The organism is Achromobacter mucicolens (genome assembly GCF_902859725.1).
In the GTDB taxonomy this organism is placed as follows: Bacteria; Pseudomonadota; Gammaproteobacteria; order Burkholderiales; family Burkholderiaceae_B; genus Achromobacter; species Achromobacter mucicolens.
This window is the reverse complement of the sequence record NZ_CADIJP010000019.1, coordinates 43,290-61,968: the sequence shown is the minus strand read 5'-3', so window position 1 is coordinate 61,968 and position 18,679 is coordinate 43,290. Positions and strand designations below refer to the sequence as shown.

Below are 18,679 nucleotides of genomic sequence, written 5' to 3'. Positions count from 1 at the left end.
AATCGACATGGGCAATCACGTCATCGTGCTGGGCGCGGGCATCGTCGGCGTCTGCTGCGCGCTGGAACTGCGCCGTCGCGGCATGAAGGTCCTGCTTGTCGACCGCCAGGAACCGGGCATGGAAACGTCGCTGGGCAACGCCGGCGTGCTGGCCCGCAGTTCCCTCATGCCCTTCAATCATCCGGGGCTATGGAAGCAACTGCCGCGCCTCTTGAAGAACGACACGGTCCAGTTCCGCTACCGCTGGCCGTATCTGGCGGCGAACCTGGGCTGGGCGGCGCGCTTTCTGATGAGCGCGCGGCCGGCCGTTTTCCAGGAAACCGCGCGGGCGCTGGACGGCCTGATCCGGCTATCCGCGCCCGAGCACCTGAAGCTGCTGGACCAAAGCGGCGCGCGCCACCGGCTGCGCGACACCGGGTGGATCTTCCTGTACCGCTCGGCGCAGGCGTGGCAGGCCAGCGCGCTGGCGCGCCGCACGTTCGCTCAGTATGACGTGCCCACGCAGGAACTGGACCCCGCGGCACTGGCCGAAGCCGAGCCCGCGCTGTCGCCGATCTTTCACCGCGCGTTGTGGATCCAGGGATCGTATTCGGTCGACGATCCGCACGAGGTCGTGGCGGCCTACGCCGACCTCTACCGCCGCGAAGGCGGCCAATTCCGGCGGCTGGACGCCCGCGGCATCCGCCGCGACGGCGCGTCGTGGATCGTGAACGGGGCAACGACGTCCGAATCCCTGTCCGCCGACCGGCTCGTGGTGGCGCTGGGTCCGTGGTCCAAGGCGCTCTTGAAGACCACCGGCATCGACCTGCCGATGGCGTTTGAACGCGGCTATCACATGCACTACAGCGGCCGCGAAGGCGCGCGCGTGACGCGACCCGTGTACGACACGGGCGGCGGCTACGTGCTGTCGCCGATCGCGCGCGGGCTGCGCCTGTCCACGGGCGTGGAGCTGGACGCCTGCGACGCGCCCGCGCGGCCGGATCAGCTTGCGCTGGCCGAACAGCGCGCGCGTGAGGCCTTCCCGTTGGGCGACCGGCTGGATGCGGCCGCCTGGCTGGGCCGCCGCCCCACTCTGCCCGACAGCCGCCCGATGATCGGCGAGGCGCCGCGTCATCCCGGCCTGTGGCTGGCGCTGGGACACCAGCACATCGGGTTCAGCACCGCGCCGGGCACCGCGAAGATTCTGGCCGACCAGATGGTGGACGGCAGCGCCGCGGCGCGCCATCCGGCTTTCCGGCCCGGCCGCTTCATCTAGCGTTCACGCCACCCGTTCCACGTCCCAGCCGTCAAACAGCGCGCTGTACTCGTCGGCCAGTTCATTGAAGGCATTGCAGCGCCGGAAAAGCTTGTCCGCGGGCAGGATTTCGACCTTGCTCACGCACATCGTCCAGCCGCCGTCTTCGTCGTCGGCCTGTACGAGGCTTTCCAATTGGTACTTGCTGTCGGCGATCTCGCGGAAGATCAGTTCCAGCGCGTGTTCGTGCGAGGCCATGAAGCAGTAGCCCCACTTCAATGGGCCGAACGTATCCCAGCCGTTCTGCGCCATCTTGCTGTACATGCCGTCAATCGACGCCTGGCTGACTTCCATCGCTGCTGCTCTGCTTATCGTTTTTCAAGAGGCGGCGATGGTAGCAGAGGTCCGGCCCTGTGCTGGGCAAAAGCCCGGGCAAAATTCGAGGCGAAAAAAACGCGGTCCTTGCAGACCGCGCTTTCTTCGTCATCAGCCCAGCAACAGGGCGTCGTCCGACAGTTTCTCGCCCCGCACCCGCTCGAACATGGCAAGCAGGTCCGGAACGTCCATGCCGCGGCGTTCGTCGCCGGACACGTCCAGCACGACCTGGCCCTGATGCAGCATGACCGTGCGGTCGCCGACGTCCAGCGCCTGGCGCATGCTGTGCGTGACCATCATGGTGGTGAGCTTGTTTTCCGCCACGATGCGCGCCGTCAGTTGCAGCACGAAGTCCGCGGTGCGCGGGTCGAGCGCGGCGGTGTGCTCGTCCAGCAGCAGGATGCGCGACGGTTGCAGCGCCGCCATCAACAGGCTGACCGCCTGACGCTGGCCGCCGGACAACAGGCCGATGCGGTCGGTCAGGCGGTTTTCCAGGCCCAGCCCCAATGTGGCCAGGCGTTCGCGAAAGCCGGCTTTCATCGAGGCCTTCACGGCGCGGCTGTAGCCACGCGATGCGCCGCGCATCTGCGCCAGCGCCATGTTTTCTTCGATGGTCAGGTCTTCGCAGGTGCCCGCCATGGGGTCCTGGAACACACGGGCCACGCTGCCGGCGCGCGCCCACACGGGCTGGCGCGTCACGTCCACGCCATTGATGTCGATGCGGCCGGAATCGACCGGCAGGTCGCCCGACACGGCGTTCAGGAACGTGGACTTGCCCGCGCCGTTGGAACCGATCACGGTCACGAACTGGCCCGACGGGATTTCCAGCGTCAGGCCGCGCAGCGCGCGGGTCTCGATGGGCGTCCCCGCGTTGAAGGTGATTTTCAGGTCTTTTGCGGACAACATATCAGCGCCCCTTCTTGCCGACCAGGCGGCGCTTGAGCATGGGGATGACCAGGGCGATCGTGACGAGCACCGCGGTGACGAGGTTCAGGTCCTGCGCCTTCAGGCCGATGAAATCGCTATTGAGCGCCAGGGCGATGAAGAAGCGGTAGACGATGGCGCCGATGATGACGGCCAGCGTGGCCAGCACCAGCTTGCGCGACGGCAGGATGCTTTCGCCGACGATGACCGCGGCCAGGCCGATCACGATGGTGCCGATGCCCATCGAGATGTCCGATCCGCCCTGCGTCTGCGCAAACAGCGCGCCCGCCAGCGCGACCAGCGCGTTGGACAGCGCCATGCCGCCCAGGATCATGCGGCCGGTGTTCACGCCCTGCGCGCGGGCCATGCGGCCGTTCGAGCCGGTGGCGCGCACCGCCAGGCCGGTCTGCGTGGCAAAGAACCAGTCCAACGCCAGCTTGCACAGGATGACGATGACGATCAGGATCAGCGGGCGCGCAACGTAGTCTGAAATCCACGCCGGCTGCAGAATCGTGAAGACGGTGGGTTCGGTGATCAGCGGCACGTTGGGCTTGCCCATGATGCGCAGGTTGATCGAATACAGGGCGATCATCATCAGGATGCTGGCCAAGAGATCCATGATCTTGAGCTTGACGTTCAGCCAGCCCGTGACCAGCCCGGCCGCCGCGCCCGCGATGGTGGCGATGATGGTGGCGGAAAACGGATCGGTGCCCGATGCGATCAGCGTCGCACAGACTGCGCCGCCCAGCGGAAAGCTGCCGTCCACGGTCAGGTCCGGGAAGCGCAGCAGGCGAAAGGAGATGAAGACGCCCAAGGCCACCAGGCTGAAGATCAGCCCGATCTCCAGCGCGCCTAACAACGAGAACAATGACATGGGTCAGATCCAATCAAGATAAGAAACGAGCATATTAAAGAAGTGAAACGCGCGATTTCTTGCGTTCACGGGTCAGTTTTACCCGAGCTTTCGCAATAAACGTTTCCCGGCATGGATTTTCTCTCGTTTCCCGCCCACGTGTCTTCCCGCCGGCGGCGCCAGCGGACGTGCGAGACCTGTCAAGGAAGCAACAACGCCGGGCCGCGAACGTCTTGTGAACGCTGCCGCCCTATGGAACATCGGGTAAGCCAGACACCACGAAAAACGCAAGAAAAACCCCGCGCACGCCGGATAGGCATGGCGGGGCCGATATCGCGCCGTATTATTTCACGACCACCGCGGCCGACTTGATCAGCGCGTCGGACAGGGTCACGCCCTGCTTGGCGGCCGCGCCCGGATTCACGTAGAGCTCAAGTTTGGAGCTGGTTTCAGACGGAATCGCGCCGGGCTTCTCGCCCTTCAGGATGCGCACGACGATCTTGCCGGTCTGCACGCCCAGATCGCGGTAGTTGATGCCCAGGGCGGCGATGCCGCCGCGCTTGACGCTGTCGGTGTCCGACGCGATCAGCGGGATCTTGGCGTCATTACCCACCTTGACCAGCGACTCATACGCCGACACGACGTTGTTGTCGGTGTTGGTGTAGATGACGTCGACCTTGCCGATCAGGCTGCGAGCCGCCGAAGCCACGTCCACCGAGCGCGGGGCGGCGGCTTCGACCAGGCTCATGCCGGACTTGGGCAGGATTTCCTGGAGCTTCTTGACGACCACGACCGAGTTGGCCTCGCCCGGGTTGTAGACGATGCCCACGCGCTTGGCATTGGGCAGGATCTTCTTGATGAGTTCGACTTGCTTGTCCAGGGCCAGCAGATCCGACACGCCGGTCACGTTGGTGCCCGAGGCATCCATGCTGGACACGAGTTGCGCGGCGACCGGGTCGGTCACGGCGGAATACACCACCGGCACGTCCTTGGTGGCGGCAACGACGGCCTGCGCCGACGGCGTGGCGATCGCGACGATGGCGTCCGGGCGGTCGCCGACGAACTTGCGGGCGATCTGGGCGGCCGTGCCGTTGTTGCCCTGAGCGCTTTGATACTGCCACTTCAGGTTCTTGCCCGGCTCGTAGCCGGCTTGCTTGAGGGCGTCCTGCACCCCGTCACGCACGGCGTCCAGCGCCGGATGCTCGACGATGGCGGTCACCGCGACGGACTTTTGCTGCGCGGCGGCCGGCGCGGCGATAGCCATTGCCAGCGCCATCGCGCCAACCGTCAGAAAATGGTGTTTTCCGATCAGCATATGTTTGCTCCTTGAACCCGTGGTATTGCTTGTTGAAGTTGCCGGTGTCTTCATGGCCGCCGCGGGATTTGCCACCCGGGTTTACCACCCGGATTTGCCACCCGTTCGGCCCGCCATAAAGCCGTATAGTCTAACGTGCCGCCCACCAAATGGAGTTGGGGGGAATCCCTGTAATGGTGCATCCATCAGGGCATGCCCCGCCACGGGGCAGCGGCGTGAATATACTGACCACGCCGGGCGAACGCCGTTCATCCCGTTCCGCGTGCCCGGCGACGGCATCCCGAGGCCAGCCATGATCAAACGCGCATTGGGCCGATCCGGCCTGCAGGTTCCCCCGCTCACATTCGGCGGCAACGTCTTCGGCTGGACCGTCGACGAAGCCGGCACCTTTTCGCTGCTGGACGCGTTGCTGGACGCCGGCCTGAATTTCATCGACACGGCGGATATGTATTCGCGTTGGGTGCCGGGCAACCAGGGCGGCGAATCCGAAACCCTGATCGGCAAGTGGCTCAAGCGAACGGGCAAGCGCGATCAGGTCCTGATCGCCACCAAGGTTGGCATGGAAATGGGGCCTGGCCAGAAGGGGCTGTCGCCCGCCTATATCCGGCGCTCGCTGGAGGCGTCGCTGGCGCGCCTGCAGACCGACCACGTGGACCTGTACCAATCCCACCAGGACGACCCGGACACGCCGCTGACCGACACGCTGGGCGAATACGCCAAGCAGATCGAAGCCGGCAAGGTGCGCGCGATCGGCGCGTCCAACTACACGGCCGTGCGGCTGTCCGAAGCACTGATCGCCAGCGAGCGGCACAGCCTGCCGCGCTATGAAAGCATCCAGCCCGAGTACAACCTGTACACGCGCGAACCCTTCGAATCCGGGTTGCAAAGCCTGGTGAAGACGCAGCAGATGGGCACGATCAACTATTTCGCGCTGGCCAGCGGCTTTCTTAGCGGCAAATACCGCAGCCCCGGCGATGCGGGCAAGAGCGCGCGCGGCAAGAAGATCGTCGAGACCTACCTGAACGACCGCGGCTACCGCATCCTGAAGGCGCTGGATGAGGTGTCCGAGGACGCCGGCTGCACGCCCGCGCAGGCCGCGCTGGCCTGGCAGATCGCGCAGCCGGGCATCACCGCGCCCATAGTCAGCGCCACCTCGCTCGCCCAACTGGACGAACTGGTCAAGGCCGCCAGCCTGACGCTGACGCACGACCAGCTGGCCCGGCTCAGCCGGGCCAGCGATTGGCGGTAAGGCGCTAGTCCAGCGTAACGCCGGAGTCCTTGACAACCTTGGCCCAGCGCTGGACCTCGCTGTCGACGAACTTGCCGAACTCGGCGCCGGTCAGCGTGGGCACGCCGGTGCCGTTGCCCGCCCAGGTTTCCTTCAGCTTGGGCGTGTTCAGCGCCTTGGTGATCTCGGCGGCCATCCTTTCCGTGGCCTCCTTGGGCGTGCCGGCGGGCGCCCAGATCGCGTACCAGGTCGACACGACGTAGTTCGGCACCCCGGCCTCGGCGGCAGTCGGCACGTCAGGCAGCGACGGCGAACGCTCCGTGGCGGCCACGGCCAGCGGCTTGATCGCGCCGGCGCGGATATGCCCGGCGGACGAACCCAGTCCGTCGAAGGCCAGATCCACCTGCCCGCCGATCAGCGCCGACAGCATCGGGCCCGCCCCCTGGTACGGCACGTCCACCAGCTTGACCCCGGTCTGCATGGCGAACAGCTCGCCGGCCAGGTGGTGCGTGCTGCCCTTGCCCGCGGTGCCGAAGTTGATTTCGCCCGGCCGCTTCTTGGCGTAGTCGATGAACTCCTGCAAGGTCTTGACCGGCAGCTTGCCGGCATTGATGACGACGACCTGCGGCGGCTGCGCCACCAGGGCGACCGGCACGAAGTCCTTCTGGATGTTGTAGCTCAGGCTCTTGTACAGGGACGGCGCCAGCGCATGGTGCGCCCCGCCCATGAAGAACGTGTAGCCGTCGGGCTTGGCCTTGGCGGCAACGCCGGCGCCCACGGTGCCACCCGCGCCGCCCTTGTTGTCGATGACCACCGTCTGGCCGAGCTGCGTCGTGAGCTGCGCGGCCAGCGGACGGGCGAACGTGTCCGTGCCGCCACCGGCGGGGAACGGAACGATCAGCGTGATGGGGCGTTCGGGCCATTGCGCGGCGGCAACGCCGCCAAAACCCAGGGCTGCCACGGCGAACACGGCCGCGGCGGTGGTGCGATAGTTCATTTTGTCTCCTCTTGCTGCATCGGGGGACGGCGCCTGTTTTTTGGCGTCTCGTCGCTGGAATATCTTTTTCTTCTGAATGCTGAGGGCAGGTCTTTTCGGGATATTGGTTGGGGAGGCGTCTCCTTGGATGCGGTAAAAAAATGCCGGTCCCGCGGAGGACCGGCACGATGTGGGGTTACAGCGCCTTGTAGGTGTCGCGCAGCACGTTCTTCTGCACCTTGCCCATGGTGTTGCGGGGCAGCTGGTCGATGATATGCACGCGCTTGGGCACCTTGAAGTTGGCAATGCGCGACTTCAATTCCGCCTGCATCGCCGAGGCGTCCAGCGACGCGCCGTCCTTGGGCACCACCACCGCCACCACGGCCTCGCCGAAGTCCGGATGCGGCACGCCGATCACCGCGGATTCCGACACGCCCGGCATGTCGTCGATCAGCGTCTCGATCTCCTTGGGGTACACGTTGTAGCCGCCCGAGATGATGAGGTCCTTGCTGCGGCCCACGATCGACAGATAGTCGTCGGGCGCGGTGCGGCCAGCGGACTCGCCGCCCCAACGGCCCACGTCGCCCGTCTTGAACCAGCCATCTTCGGTGAATTCCTCGCGGGTCTTTTCCGGCATGCGCCAGTAGCCCGAGAACACATTGGGGCCACGCACCTGCACGTTGCCGATTTCGCCCGCCGCAAGCGGCTTGCCGGCATCGTCGACCACGCGCACCTGCACGCCGGGCAAGGCGCGCCCGACGGTGCCGGCCAGACGCTCGCCCAGCGCGGGGTCGTAGGGATTGGACGTCAGCATGACGGTCTCGCTCATGCCGTAGCGTTCAAGAATGGGATGGCCGCTGCGCTGCTTGAAGTCCGAGAACGTCTCGGCCAGCAGCGGCGCCGAGCCCGAGATAAAGAGCCGCATGTTGGCGCACACGTCGCGGTTGAATCGCGGATCGGCCAAGAGGCGCACGTAGTATGTAGGCACGCCCATCATCACGGTGCTCTGCGGCAGGTAATGCAGCGCCTGGTCGGCGTCCAGCTTGGGCAGCCAGATCATCCGCGCGCCCGCCAGCAGCGCGCCGTGCGAGGCCACGAACAAGCCGTGCACATGGAAGATCGGCAGCATGTGCAGCAGCACGTCGTCCTCGCGCCAGCCCCAGTATTCATGCAAGGTGCGCGCATTGGCCGCCAGGTTGCCGTGCGAGAGCATCGCGCCCTTGCTGCGGCCCGTGGTGCCCGAGGTGTACAGGATCGCGGCCAGATCGTCCGGCTTGCGTTGAACCGTCTTGAAGGTTTGCGGCAGGCTGCCGGCGGCCTCCAGCAGCGTGCCGGTGCGGTCCTCGTCCAGCGTGAAGACGTGCGGGCAGCCGGCCTTGTCGGCGGCGCGCTTGACCCAGTCCAGGTTCTTGCTGGCGCACACAACGACGGACGGCTCGGCGTTGCCCAGGAAGTATTCGATTTCGGATTCGCGGTAGGCGGTGTTCAGCGGCAGGTACACCAGGCCCGCGCGCAGCGTGGCCAGGTACAACAGCAGCGCCTCGGGCGACTTCTCGACCTGCACGGCCACGCGCGCGCCGTCCGGCAGGTTCAGCGATTGCAGCAGGTTCGCCAGGCACGCGGTCGCGCGGTCGATGTCGTCCCAGGTGTATTGGAGGTCGGGCGTTTCCAGCGCGACTTTGCTGCGGTCTTTGGGAAAGCCGCCTTGCAGGACAGCGTATAGGTTGGCGTTGCTCACCTGTCTAGTCTCCGGAAAAGGAAGGGTCTTCGCCGGCCAGGAAGGCACGCACGCCTTCTCTGTGGTCCCGGCTTTCGGCATAGGAGAAATAATCCTGGTACTCGTCCTCGGTCAAGGCCGCGCCCGTGGCGAGCCTGGCGGACAAGCGCTTATTGATGCGGGCGGCCAGCGGCGCGCCCTGGGCGATGCGGTCGGCGCTGCGACGGGCCGCAGCCGCGACCTCGCCATCGTCGACGATGCGGGTCAACAGGCCCAGGCCGCGCGCCTCGTCGGCGCCGAACACCCGGCCTTCCAGCAGGATGGCCAGCGTCGCCGCCCGGCCGGCCAATGCCAGCAGGCCGCGCATTTCGTCCGGGGCCATCGGAAAGCCCAAGCGGTTGATCGGCACCCCGAAACGGGCCGATGCGCCGGCGATGCGCAGGTCGCACTGGCAGGCGATTTCAAGACCGCCGCCCACGCACACGCCTTCGATCTGGGCGATCACGGGTTGCGGGCATTGGGCAACGGCCTGCAGGGCGGGGGCCAGGATCTCGCGGTGATAGCGCTGCACGCCGGCCAGATCGGCGCGCTCGGCGGGAAACTCGCGGATGTCGGCGCCGGCCGCGAAATTGCCGCCTTCGCCGCGCACGATCACGCAGCGCACGGCATCGTCCTGCGCGATGCGCGTGAAGACCTCGCGCAGTTCGCGCCACATGCCGACCGTGATCGCGTTAAGGCGTCCCGGATGCGACAGCGTCACCCAGGCCAGATGCCCTTCGCGCTCAAGCCGCACACGGTCTTGGCCTTGGCCATGGCCAGCCACGTTCTCCGTCATGTCCCCTGCCCTCGTTGTTGTTGTTGATGGAATCCGCCGCCGTGTTTCCGGCGGTCAGGCCACGCGCCCCACGCCGCGGCTGATCTGCGGCTTGCCGTCGTTCAGGCGCTGAAGGTTGGTGTCCAGTTCGTCCAGGTCATACAAATAATTGACCATCATGGCGCACGACTGCTTCAGTCCCTTGGGAGACGTATCCGCCGCCCAGTTCAGCCGCTCGATGCGCGCGCCGTTGCCCAGGTGAAAACGCGCCACCGGGTCCACCGGCAGGCCGTTCTTCATCGATTGCAGATAGCACGCCGCCAGCCGGAACCCGGCGCGCTTGACGACGTCGGGCGCCTTGCCCTGCGCGGCCTTGGCCAGCCGCGCGACCCAACGCTGACCGTCCGGCACGCCCTCGCGGTTGCGGTCCTTGGCGCGGGTCTTGTCTTCGCGCACGATGGCCTCGACCGCCTGGGCGTCCTGCTTGCCCAGCCAGTCGGTGAAGCCCGGGATGGGCGACAGCGTGGCAAAGGCCTTCAGCTTGGGCAGCTCTTCCAGCAGCTGCTCGACCACCCGCTTGAGCAGGAAGTTGCCGAAGCTGATGCCCTTCAGGCCGGGCTGCGTGTTCGAAATCGAATAGAAGATCGCCCAGCGCGCTTTGTCCAGGTCTTGCGGCGGCAGCGTGCTGTCCAGCAGCACCTGCACGTTGTCGGCCATCTGGCTGGCAAAGGCCACTTCCACGAAGATCAGCGGCACGCCCGGCATCTGCGGGTGGAAATAGGCGTAACAGCGGCGATCGGGCGCGACGCGGTGGCGCAGGTCGTCCCAGGACTTGATCTCGTGGACGGCCTCGTAAAGGATCAGCTTTTCCAGCAGCGATGCCGGCGAATCCCAGGTCAGCGGGCGCAGTTCCAACAGGCCCACGTCGAACCAGGCCGACAAGAGGCCTTCCAGTTCCTTATCCAGCGACTGGATGCCAGCCACCTGCTTGCGCCAGCGCAGCATGTCGGCGCGCAATTCAACCAGAAAGCGCAGGCCCTGCGGCTGGGCGTTGAATCGTTTGAAGAGCCGCACGCCTTCGCCGCCCTCGCCCGCATAGGTGGCGCGGATCTGCGCCAGCGCGGCCAGCATCAGGCGGCGGTCCTTGCCGTCGGCCGCCGAGTACTGCTCGCACCAGCGGCGCGCCAGCTTGTTGGCGGCGACGTCGGTCAGCCGCGCCTCAAACAGGCGGCGGACTTCCGACTCGCTGGGCAGGCGGCCGCGATCCCACAGCCGGCCCAGCCGGGTGATCAGGCTGGCGCTTTCGGCCGCGGCGGCGGCGTCGACGACATCGGCCTCGGGCTCAGGCGTGCGTGCGCCGCGCGCGGGCGCGAGATTGGCGGGTGCGGACATGGGCGGGCTCCTCGATGACGATGGGATCGGACGGCGCCGCATCGGCGGCGTCTTCGTTGCTGAGAACGCGCAGCGCTTCAAGCTGACGCATCAAATGGGTGTGCGCCAGCGCCTGTGCGGCGTCGGAATCGTGGGCCTTCAGGGCCTCGAAAATGGCCAGGTGTTCGGCGCAGGACTGGTCGATGCGGCCGGGCCGGGACAGGCTGCGATGGCGCGACAGGCTCAGGACCTTGCGCAGGTTGCCGACCATGTCGGACAGCCATTGGTTGCCGGCCAGCGCCTGAACGGCTTCGTGAATGAGGTAATTGGTCTTGTAATAGGCGTCGATGCGGCCGGCCTTGGCATGACCGGCCAGCGCGGCGTGCAGCGGTTCCAGCTCGGCCAGTTGGGCATCGGTGGCCTTGCGCGCGGCCTCGAAGGCGCAGCGCCCTTCCAGCATCGCCATCAGCGGGAAGATATCTTCCAGGTCCTGTGCCGACAGCTCGTTCACGAAGCAGCCGCGGCGCGGCTCCAGCCGCACCAGCCCTTCCGTGGCCAGCACTTTCAGCGCCTCGCGCAGCGGCGTGCGCGAAATGCCCATTTCGCCAGCCAGCCGCAGTTCGTCGATCCACTCTCCGTTGCGCAGCGACCGCGCGTGGATCATGCCGCGCAGGCGGTCCGCGACTTCCAGATACAGGGCTTGCCGGACGATGGGATGGTTCATGGGCAGGCGGCGCGGAAAACGCCGTAATTCATAATTATGAATAAGCCGATGATAGACCCGGGGTTGGAGAAAGGTAAACCCCCGGGAGACTCGGGACCTTCCCTAACAAGACGAAGTGGCGTTCATGAAAGGGGGACAGGAGAGCGGTTGAGACCAGGATCAGAAATGCAAAACGCCGTCCACCGCATGCCGCGTCAGCGAGCGCGCCCAGCGGCGAGCGGGTAGCCCGTACTTGCCTTCCACCACCTCGGCGCGGGCCAGCAAGTCAGCGGGCGTGATCGCCAGGCTTGGGCCGGAGAAGGCCAAAACGATCTGATTGCCGGCCTCGACTTCGGGCAGCAGCACGATGCGGTCATCGAACGCCTTGGACAGGTTGTCGATGTTCTTGCCGAAGCTTTCGTGCCGGCCGAACAGGTTCACGGCCAGGATGCCGACCTCGCCCAGCACGCGGCGGCAGTCGCGATAGAATTTCACGCTGTCGCGCACCGGCCCTTCGGCGGCGGCGTCGTACAGGTCCACCATCAACACGGGGCAGCGCCCCGCATTCAGCGGGTCGGCCACCCAGGCGCCGGCGTCGGTGTGTTCGACCTGCAGCCGGTTGGCGCCCGGCAGGCGGAAGAACATGTGGCACGCGGCGGTCACGCGCGGGTTCCATTCCACGGCCAGCAGCGGGCTGCGCGTGTGCTTGGCGCAAAAGCGCGCCAGCGAGCCCGCGCCCAGGCCCAGCATGCCGATGGCCTCTTCCTTCGGCGGTTCCAGGAATAGCAGCCAGGCCATCATCTGCGCGGTGTACTCCAGCACCAGTTCAGACGGATTTTTGATGTGCATCGCACCCTGCACCCATTCGGTGTTGAAGTGCAGATAGCGCACGCCGTCCACTTCGGAAAGCGTCGGCTGGTCGAGTTCGGAGGGAAAGTTGGATTTGTGCATGGGCGCGATTGTAGGCCCGCAGCCCGCCTCGTCAGCTACGCCGCCGCTTCCCAGATGCGTTCCAGCAGATCGGGCCCCGGCACTTCGGCCTCCAGGCTGGCATCCAGCCGCAACACGCGCTTTAAGTAAAGATGCGCATCGCATTCCCACGTGACCCCCAGCGCGCCGTGGACCTGGATGGCGTTCTGCGCGACGCGCCGGCTGGCCTGCCCGGCCAGCAGCGGCGCGAACAGGCAATCGCGCGGCGCGGATGCCGCGCCGGTATCCAACGCGGCCGCGGCTGCCCAGCCCGCAAGCCGCGCGTCGTCCAGCGCCATCCAGTCCTCGGCCAGACGATGCTTGATTGCCTGATTGGCGCCGATGGCGCGGCCGAACTGCTGGCGTTCGCGGGCGTATGCCGCGGCGATATCCAGCGCCGCCGACGCCGCGCCCAGCATTTCGGCAGCGCGCAGCACGCGCAAGCGCGTGCGCAGAACATCCCACGCGCCGGGATCGGTTTCGATATCCGCGCTGGCCACGACCTGCGGGTTGGCCGCGACCGCGACGGGCATCGTGGGATCCAGGCCGCCCACGCCGCGCACGGGCGACAGCAGCATCAGGCGCAATGACGCCGCGCCCGTCTTTCGCACGGCCAGTGCGCGCACGTCGTCGCACGCGCCTTCGATAAAGGCCGACCCGTCGGGACGCAGGGCTGCGTCGGCATACCAGGTGTCACCCCCCATCATGTCGCCCGTCCACCCGGCGGGCACGCCCCGCGCCTGGCACAGCGTGGGCAGCAACACCATGTTGGCCACGAGCGGCAGGCTCAGCAAATGACGGCCCGCCTCCTCGGCCACGATCCAGGCCTCGCGCATGCCCAGCCCCAGCCCGCCGTGGGTATCGGGCGCAAGCAAGGCGGGCCAGCCCTGCTCCGCCAGGTCGCGCCACAGGGCATGGCGCGCAGCCGCGTCCTGCCCGATTGCGGCGCGCGCCACGGCCACGGGATGGCGCTGCGACAGGAAACGTTGCGCGGCATCGCGCAACATGCGCTGGTCTTCACTGAGATGCAGATTCATGAGGCGTCAGGCCTTGGGCAGGCCGAGCATCTGCTCGGCAATGATGTTGCGCTGGATCTCGGACGTGCCCGCCAGAATGGTTTCGGCGCGCGACCACAGATAAGCGTGCGTCAGTTGCGCGGCGCGCGCATCGGCGGCGTCCACGCCCAGGCTGGCGTCTTCGCCCAGCAGTTGCAGGGACAGCTCGAGCAGACGCTGGTGCGCCTCGCTCCAGTGGATCTTGGTGGACGACCCTTCGGGTCCAGGGGGATCGCCGCGCATCGCGCCCGCCAGCGCGCGCTGCGACTTGAGCGCCAGCACATGGCTGTCGGCGGCCAGCCGCGCCCACCGGTGGCGCACCGGCGCCGACGAGGCGGGCGTGCGCCCGTGAGCGTCGGGCTGCAAGGCCAGCTCGCGCACTTGCCGCAGTTCTTGCGCAAAGCGCACCAGCCGCGGAATGAAATACGTGCCGCGCTCGAAGCTGGCGGCGGCCATGGCGATCCGCCAGCCCTGGTTCAATTCGCCCAGCAGCGCATCCTGCGGCACAAAAACGTCATCGAAGAAGACCTCGCAGAATTCGGCCTCGCCCGTGATCTGCCGGATGGGTTCCACGCGCACGCCCGCGCTGCGCATGTCCACCAGCAGGAAGCTCAACCCTTTGTGCCTGGGCGCGTCGGGATCGGTGCGCGCCAGCACGAAGCACCACTGCGCCCGGTCCGCGAACGATGTCCAGATCTTGTGGCCGTTCAGGCGAAAGCCGCCCGGCTCGGCCTGCGCCCGCGTGCGCACGGCAGCCAGGTCGGACCCCGCGCCCGGCTCCGAATAGCCCTGGCACCACACCTCACGATTTGTCAGGATGCCAGGCAGAAAGCGCTGCTTCTGCGCCTCGGTGCCGAAATGCAGCACGGTGGGCGCCAGAATGCCGTGGCCGATCAGGTTCACACCCAGCGGCGCGCCGCAACGGGCGTGCTCTTCATGAAAGACCGCCTGGCGCGACAAGGGCAGCGCCTTGCCGCCGTAGGCCTGGGGCCAGCCCAGCCCGGACCAGCCGTTTGCGCACAGCGTGTCTTCCCAGGCGCGCCGGTAGTCCAGGTCGCGCGGATCGGCGCCGCCGGGCCACGACCGCGCAAAGCCGGCGTAGGCCGCGTCGAGCCAGCGGCGCAGGTCGCGCCGGAACGCTTCGTCTTCCTGCGCCGCGCAGACCTGCGCGGCGGTTTCCAGCATCGTCATGCGGTCACTCCAGCCGGATGTTCGAGTCGCGCGCGACCTTGGCCCACGTCGCCACATCCTGCTGGATGAACGCGCCGAAGGCCTTGGGGTCGCTGCCGATGATGTCCAGCCCCAACCCCACGAACTGCTTTTTGACCTCGGGCTGCTGCAGGATCTGCGCGATGTTCTGGTAGAGCTTGTCGATGACCGGCTGCGGCGTGCGCGCCGGCGCCACAAGGCCCAGCCACGGCATGGCCGAATAGCCAGGCAGGCCGGAGGCGTCCACCGTCGGCAGCTCGGGCACCGAGGCCGACGGCTTGGCGGTCGTGACCGCCAGGGCGCGCAGCTTGCCGTCCTTGACGAAGGGACCGGACGATGCCCACGCATCGAACATCACCTGCAGGCGCCCGGCCACCAGATCGTTGAGCGCTGGCGCGCTGCCCTTGTACGGAATGTGCGCCATCTGGACTCCGGCCATGCTGTTGAAAAGCTCGGCCTCCAGGTGCGTCGAACTGCCCGTGCCGACCGAGCCGTAGCTGACCTTGCCCGGGTTGGCCTTCAGGTAGGCGATGAGTTCGCCGACGTTCTTGGCCGGCACCGACGGATGGACGCCCAGCACGTGCACCACCGACGCCACCTGCGAGATCGGCGCGAAGTCCTTGATCGGGTCGTAGTTGACCTTGGCGTAGATGCTGGGCGCGATTCCCAGCGACGACGCGGCCATCAGCAACGTGTAGCCGTCCGGTTCGGCGCGCGAGACGTAGTCGGATGCGATCATCGTGCCGCCGCCGGGCTTGTTCTCCACGATCACCGGCTGGCCCAGCCTGCCGCTCAGTTTTTCCGCCAGCAGGCGGCTCATGATGTCGGTCGCGCCGCCAGGCGAGAACGGCACCACGATGCGCACGGGGCGGCTGGGGTAAGTGTCCTGGGCGTGGGCGGCGCCGGTGATGCCCATGCAAGCCAGTGCGACGCTGGCCAATGCTTTCTTGATCATGCTTGTCTCCTCCTGGGGGGTGCGCGATCGCGCTACGGGGTTGCGGGCAGGATCAGGGCGTCCAGCACCGCGACGCCCTGCCCTGCCTCTTTGATAAGCAGCGGGTTCACTTCGATCTGAGACACGTGCGCGGGCGCGGCCAGCAAGGCGTTGCCGATCGCCACGATGCGCTGGCACGCCGCCGCCACGTCGCCGCGCGGCTTGCCGCGAAAGCCGTCCAGCAACGCAAACGCCTTGAGTTCGCGCAACATCTGCAACGCGATGTCCTCGTCCACCGGCAAGAGGCGGTGGCTGGTGTCCTGGTAGATTTCGGTCAGCACGCCACCCAGCCCCACGGTCAGCACGGGCCCGAAGACCGGATCGCGCGTGGCGCCGACGATGATCTCGGCGACGCCACGCTCCATCTTCTGGACCATCACGCCGTCGATGCGCGCGCCAGGCTGCGCGCGGGCCGCCGCCTGCGTCACGTCCGCCCAGGCCGCGCGCACCGCCTCGTCGTCCGCCAGGTTCAGCGCGACGCCGCCGGCCTCGGTCTTGTGGGCAATGTCGGGACTCAGGATTTTCACGGCGACGGGATAGCCCACGCGGCGCGCGTCGCGCACCGCGTCGTCCGCGCTGCGCGCCACCCCGGTGGCGGCCTCGGGTACGCCAAACGCGGCCACGTAAGCGCGCGCCTGCGCCTCGTTGCACGGCAAGGCCGGCACGGCCACCGCGTCCAATACCGGTTGATCCGCCTGGCGCCGGGCGGCGCGCGCTTCGCACCACAACAGATAGGGCGCCAGCGCGGCCACGGCCAGACCAAGGTCCTCGAACACCGCCACTTCGGCCTCGCGCAGCGCCGCGCGGCTTTGCGCCAGGCCGGTGTCTATGGCCACGAACAATCGCTTATGCTGCCGCGATGCCTCGGCCAGCGCGTCGGCCATGCGGTCAAGCATGTAGCCGGGCGCATACACGACCACCACGTCGATGGCGTCCGACGTTCCCAGCGCCTGGAGCACGGTGCGCACGAACGCCGGATCGTTGACCACGTTGCCGGTCACGTCCACCGGATTGCCCACCATGCCGTAATCGGGAATCCCCCCGCGCAGCACCTCCTGCAGGTCCGGCGGCAAATCCGGCAGCGACAGCCCCGCACCGATGAACTTGTCGGCAAGGATGGCGCCCAGCGCACCCGACATCGTCAGCACCGCCACGCGCTTGCCCGCCGCGCGGTGCCGCAGCGTCGCCAGGCTGGCCAGGTGCGCCATCTGCGCGAAATCCGTGGCCTCGATGACGTTCAGTTGCCGGAACGCCGCCGCATACACGCGGCGATCGCCGGCCAGCGCGGACGTGTGCGACTGCACCGCCTGCGCGCCTTTGTCGGTGGCGCCCGCCTTCAGCGCGATCAGCAGCTTGCCGCGCCGCTCGAGTTCGCGGCACGCCCGCACGAATCGGCCGCCATCGCGCAGCTGTTCGATGTAGCCCAGCACGATCTCGGTCTGCGGATCGGCCGCCAGATATTCCAGATACTGCGAAAAATCCAGGCAGGCCTCGTTGCCCGTGTTGATGAAGTGCGAGAACGGCAGCCCCACACGGCGCGCGATGGCGTATACCGCGGCGCACACGTTGCCGCTCTGCGTCAGCAGGCTGACCGACCCCGGGCCGTCCTGCGCGGGCGCAGTCTTGAACACCGAGGCAAAGGCGGTGTGCGCCTGCGTATTCAGGTTCGCAAACCCCATGCAGTTCGGGCCGGCAACCGCCATGCCGCTTTCCGCCACAAAGGCTTCCAGCTCGGCCTGCAGGCGCGCGCCCTCGCCGCCCGCCTCGGCAAAGCCCGCGGCATAGACGATGGCAGCGGGAATGCCCTTGGCGTGACAGCGGCGCAGCATGGGCGTCACCTCCGCCGCCGCGATGGCCAGCACCGCCAGGTCCACCGGCTCGGGCACGGCTTCAATGTCAGGCCAGCAACGCAGGCCAAAGACTTCCTGGTACTTCGGATTGACGGGATAGATGCCGCCCTCAAAGCCAAAGCGGGTCAGCAATTCGAGCGGCATGCCGCCGATCCTACCGGGATTGCCGCTGGCGCCGATCATGGCGATCGAACGGGGATTGAGCAACGGTTCAAGGCGGGACGTCATGCGGTTTCACCCGTCTTTCCCGAGACCGCGCCGGACTGTCCGGCCGCCTCGTGCGCATCGCGGGCAGGCAGGTCCTTGTTGCGCTGGATGGCCTGGGCCAGGCCTCGCTGGCGCACCGCCTGGAATTCCTCGGTAAGGTGAGAGAGCTGGTGCGTGTCGAAATGCGCCGACACGGCCGTGCGAAAGCCCTGCGCGTCGGCCGTGCGGTTCAGCGAACGCTTCAGGAGGCGCAGTCCGAAGGGAGGCGCCTGGGCAATGCGCTGCGCCAGGCCAAGCGTCGCAGCCTCCAGATCCGCCTCAGGCACCACCCGATTGACCATGCCGATGCGCAGCGCTTCCTCGGCGCCGACCTTTTCGCCGGTGTAGAGCATCTCCTTGGCCTTGCGCAGGCCCATCACCCAGGGATGGATCAGCACCTCGGTGGCGGCCGCGGCCAGGGTATGCCCCACCGGGTCCGAAAAGTACGCGGTGTCGGCGCACACCACCAGGTCGCACATGTTGGCGATCATGAAGCCGCCGGCCACGCACGCGCCCTGCACCTGCGCCACGACGGGCTTGGGAAAGTCCCAGATGCGAAGGCAATAGCCGTAGTAGCGGCGCGACTCGTAGGCCCAGCGTTCCTCGACGGTAAAGTCCGCGCGCTTGGCCTGCGCTTCCTTCAGGTCGTGTCCGGCCGAGAAATGCGCGCCGCGGCCGGCCAGGATCACCACCCGAACGTCGTCGTCCTCCTCAGCGCACGCGAGCGCGTGGTCCAGTTCATCCAGCATCTGCTGGCTTTGCGCGTTGCGCGCGGATTCGCGGGCCAGGCTGATGCGGCATACCGCGTCAAACCGTTCGACGGCCAGGGTGGCGTATTCCATGGTC

General features: G+C 67.2%; 17 protein-coding genes. 2 read left to right on the top strand and 15 right to left on the bottom strand.

What is annotated here, in order from left to right; genetic code table 11:
- Window positions 1-7 precede the first annotated feature (7 nt).
- Window positions 8-1,255, top strand: coding sequence for an NAD(P)/FAD-dependent oxidoreductase (locus HV786_RS21715; protein WP_175211859.1), 1,248 nt, complete (start codon window positions 8-10; stop codon window positions 1,253-1,255).
- 3 nt (window positions 1,256-1,258) lie between these two features.
- On the opposite strand, the gene HV786_RS21710 is transcribed toward HV786_RS21715, so the two are convergent.
- From HV786_RS21710 to HV786_RS21695, 4 genes are all read right to left on the bottom strand, one after another.
- On the bottom strand, window positions 1,259-1,588 hold the full coding sequence (locus HV786_RS21710; RefSeq protein WP_128828628.1) for a ribonuclease E inhibitor RraB: 330 nt from the start codon (window positions 1,586-1,588) through the stop codon (window positions 1,259-1,261).
- A 132-nt stretch (window positions 1,589-1,720) separates the two neighbouring features.
- The gene (locus HV786_RS21705) at window positions 1,721-2,515 is read right to left on the bottom strand and encodes an ABC transporter ATP-binding protein (protein WP_056323852.1); all 795 of its coding nucleotides are present in this window, start codon (window positions 2,513-2,515) and stop codon (window positions 1,721-1,723) included.
- Between the two features lies 1 nt (window position 2,516).
- On the bottom strand, window positions 2,517-3,407 hold the full coding sequence (locus HV786_RS21700) for an ABC transporter permease (RefSeq protein ID WP_056323849.1): 891 nt from the start codon (window positions 3,405-3,407) through the stop codon (window positions 2,517-2,519).
- Between the two features lie 322 nt (window positions 3,408-3,729).
- Entirely contained in the window at window positions 3,730-4,701 is a 972-nt protein-coding gene (locus tag HV786_RS21695; RefSeq protein ID WP_056323846.1) for an ABC transporter substrate-binding protein, read from the bottom strand.
- A 292-nt stretch (window positions 4,702-4,993) separates the two neighbouring features.
- On the opposite strand from HV786_RS21695, the gene HV786_RS21690 reads away from it, so the two are divergent.
- Complete coding sequence (locus HV786_RS21690) at window positions 4,994-5,950, top strand: aldo/keto reductase (protein WP_128828629.1); 957 nt, start codon at window positions 4,994-4,996, stop codon at window positions 5,948-5,950.
- Window positions 5,951-5,954: 4 nt separating this feature from the next.
- Here HV786_RS21690 and HV786_RS21685 read toward each other — a convergent pair whose 3' ends face one another.
- The 11 genes from HV786_RS21685 to HV786_RS21635 all read right to left on the bottom strand — a co-directional run bounded on the left by HV786_RS21685 (window position 5,955) and on the right by HV786_RS21635 (window position 18,675).
- Window positions 5,955-6,926, bottom strand: coding sequence for a Bug family tripartite tricarboxylate transporter substrate binding protein (locus HV786_RS21685; RefSeq protein ID WP_056323841.1), 972 nt, complete (start codon window positions 6,924-6,926; stop codon window positions 5,955-5,957).
- 175 nt (window positions 6,927-7,101) lie between these two features.
- Entirely contained in the window at window positions 7,102-8,643 is a 1,542-nt protein-coding gene (locus HV786_RS21680; protein WP_128828630.1) for a malonate--CoA ligase, read from the bottom strand.
- Between the two features lie 4 nt (window positions 8,644-8,647).
- Window positions 8,648-9,457, bottom strand: coding sequence for an enoyl-CoA hydratase/isomerase family protein (locus tag HV786_RS21675; protein ID WP_142054461.1), 810 nt, complete (start codon window positions 9,455-9,457; stop codon window positions 8,648-8,650).
- A 54-nt stretch (window positions 9,458-9,511) separates the two neighbouring features.
- Complete coding sequence (locus HV786_RS21670) at window positions 9,512-10,828, bottom strand: malonyl-CoA decarboxylase domain-containing protein (RefSeq protein ID WP_175155877.1); 1,317 nt, start codon at window positions 10,826-10,828, stop codon at window positions 9,512-9,514.
- Window positions 10,779-11,531, bottom strand: coding sequence for a GntR family transcriptional regulator (locus HV786_RS21665; RefSeq protein ID WP_062839112.1), 753 nt, complete (start codon window positions 11,529-11,531; stop codon window positions 10,779-10,781). The genes HV786_RS21670 and HV786_RS21665 overlap by 50 nt, the downstream gene beginning before the upstream one ends.
- A 159-nt stretch (window positions 11,532-11,690) precedes the next feature.
- Window positions 11,691-12,461, bottom strand: a complete 771-nt coding sequence (locus tag HV786_RS21660; RefSeq protein WP_128828631.1) for a class I SAM-dependent methyltransferase — start codon at window positions 12,459-12,461, stop codon at window positions 11,691-11,693.
- A gap of 35 nt (window positions 12,462-12,496) precedes the next feature.
- Complete coding sequence (locus HV786_RS21655; protein ID WP_175211831.1) at window positions 12,497-13,516, bottom strand: acyl-CoA dehydrogenase family protein; 1,020 nt, start codon at window positions 13,514-13,516, stop codon at window positions 12,497-12,499.
- A gap of 6 nt (window positions 13,517-13,522) precedes the next feature.
- Window positions 13,523-14,725 (bottom strand): acyl-CoA dehydrogenase family protein, encoded by a 1,203-nt coding sequence (locus HV786_RS21650; protein WP_175211829.1) that lies wholly within the window; start codon window positions 14,723-14,725, stop codon window positions 13,523-13,525.
- 4 nt (window positions 14,726-14,729) lie between these two features.
- A complete protein-coding gene (locus HV786_RS21645; RefSeq protein WP_175211827.1) occupies window positions 14,730-15,698 on the bottom strand; it encodes a Bug family tripartite tricarboxylate transporter substrate binding protein in 969 nt (322 codons plus the stop codon).
- Window positions 15,699-15,730: 32 nt separating this feature from the next.
- On the bottom strand, window positions 15,731-17,815 hold the full coding sequence (locus tag HV786_RS21640) for an acetate--CoA ligase family protein (protein WP_175211825.1): 2,085 nt from the start codon (window positions 17,813-17,815) through the stop codon (window positions 15,731-15,733).
- Window positions 17,812-18,675 carry an enoyl-CoA hydratase gene (locus HV786_RS21635; RefSeq protein ID WP_128828633.1) on the bottom strand — a complete coding sequence of 288 codons (864 nt, stop codon included), beginning with the start codon at window positions 18,673-18,675 and terminating at the stop codon, window positions 17,812-17,814. The genes HV786_RS21640 and HV786_RS21635 overlap by 4 nt, the downstream gene beginning before the upstream one ends.
- Between the last annotated feature and the right edge of the window lie 4 nt (window positions 18,676-18,679).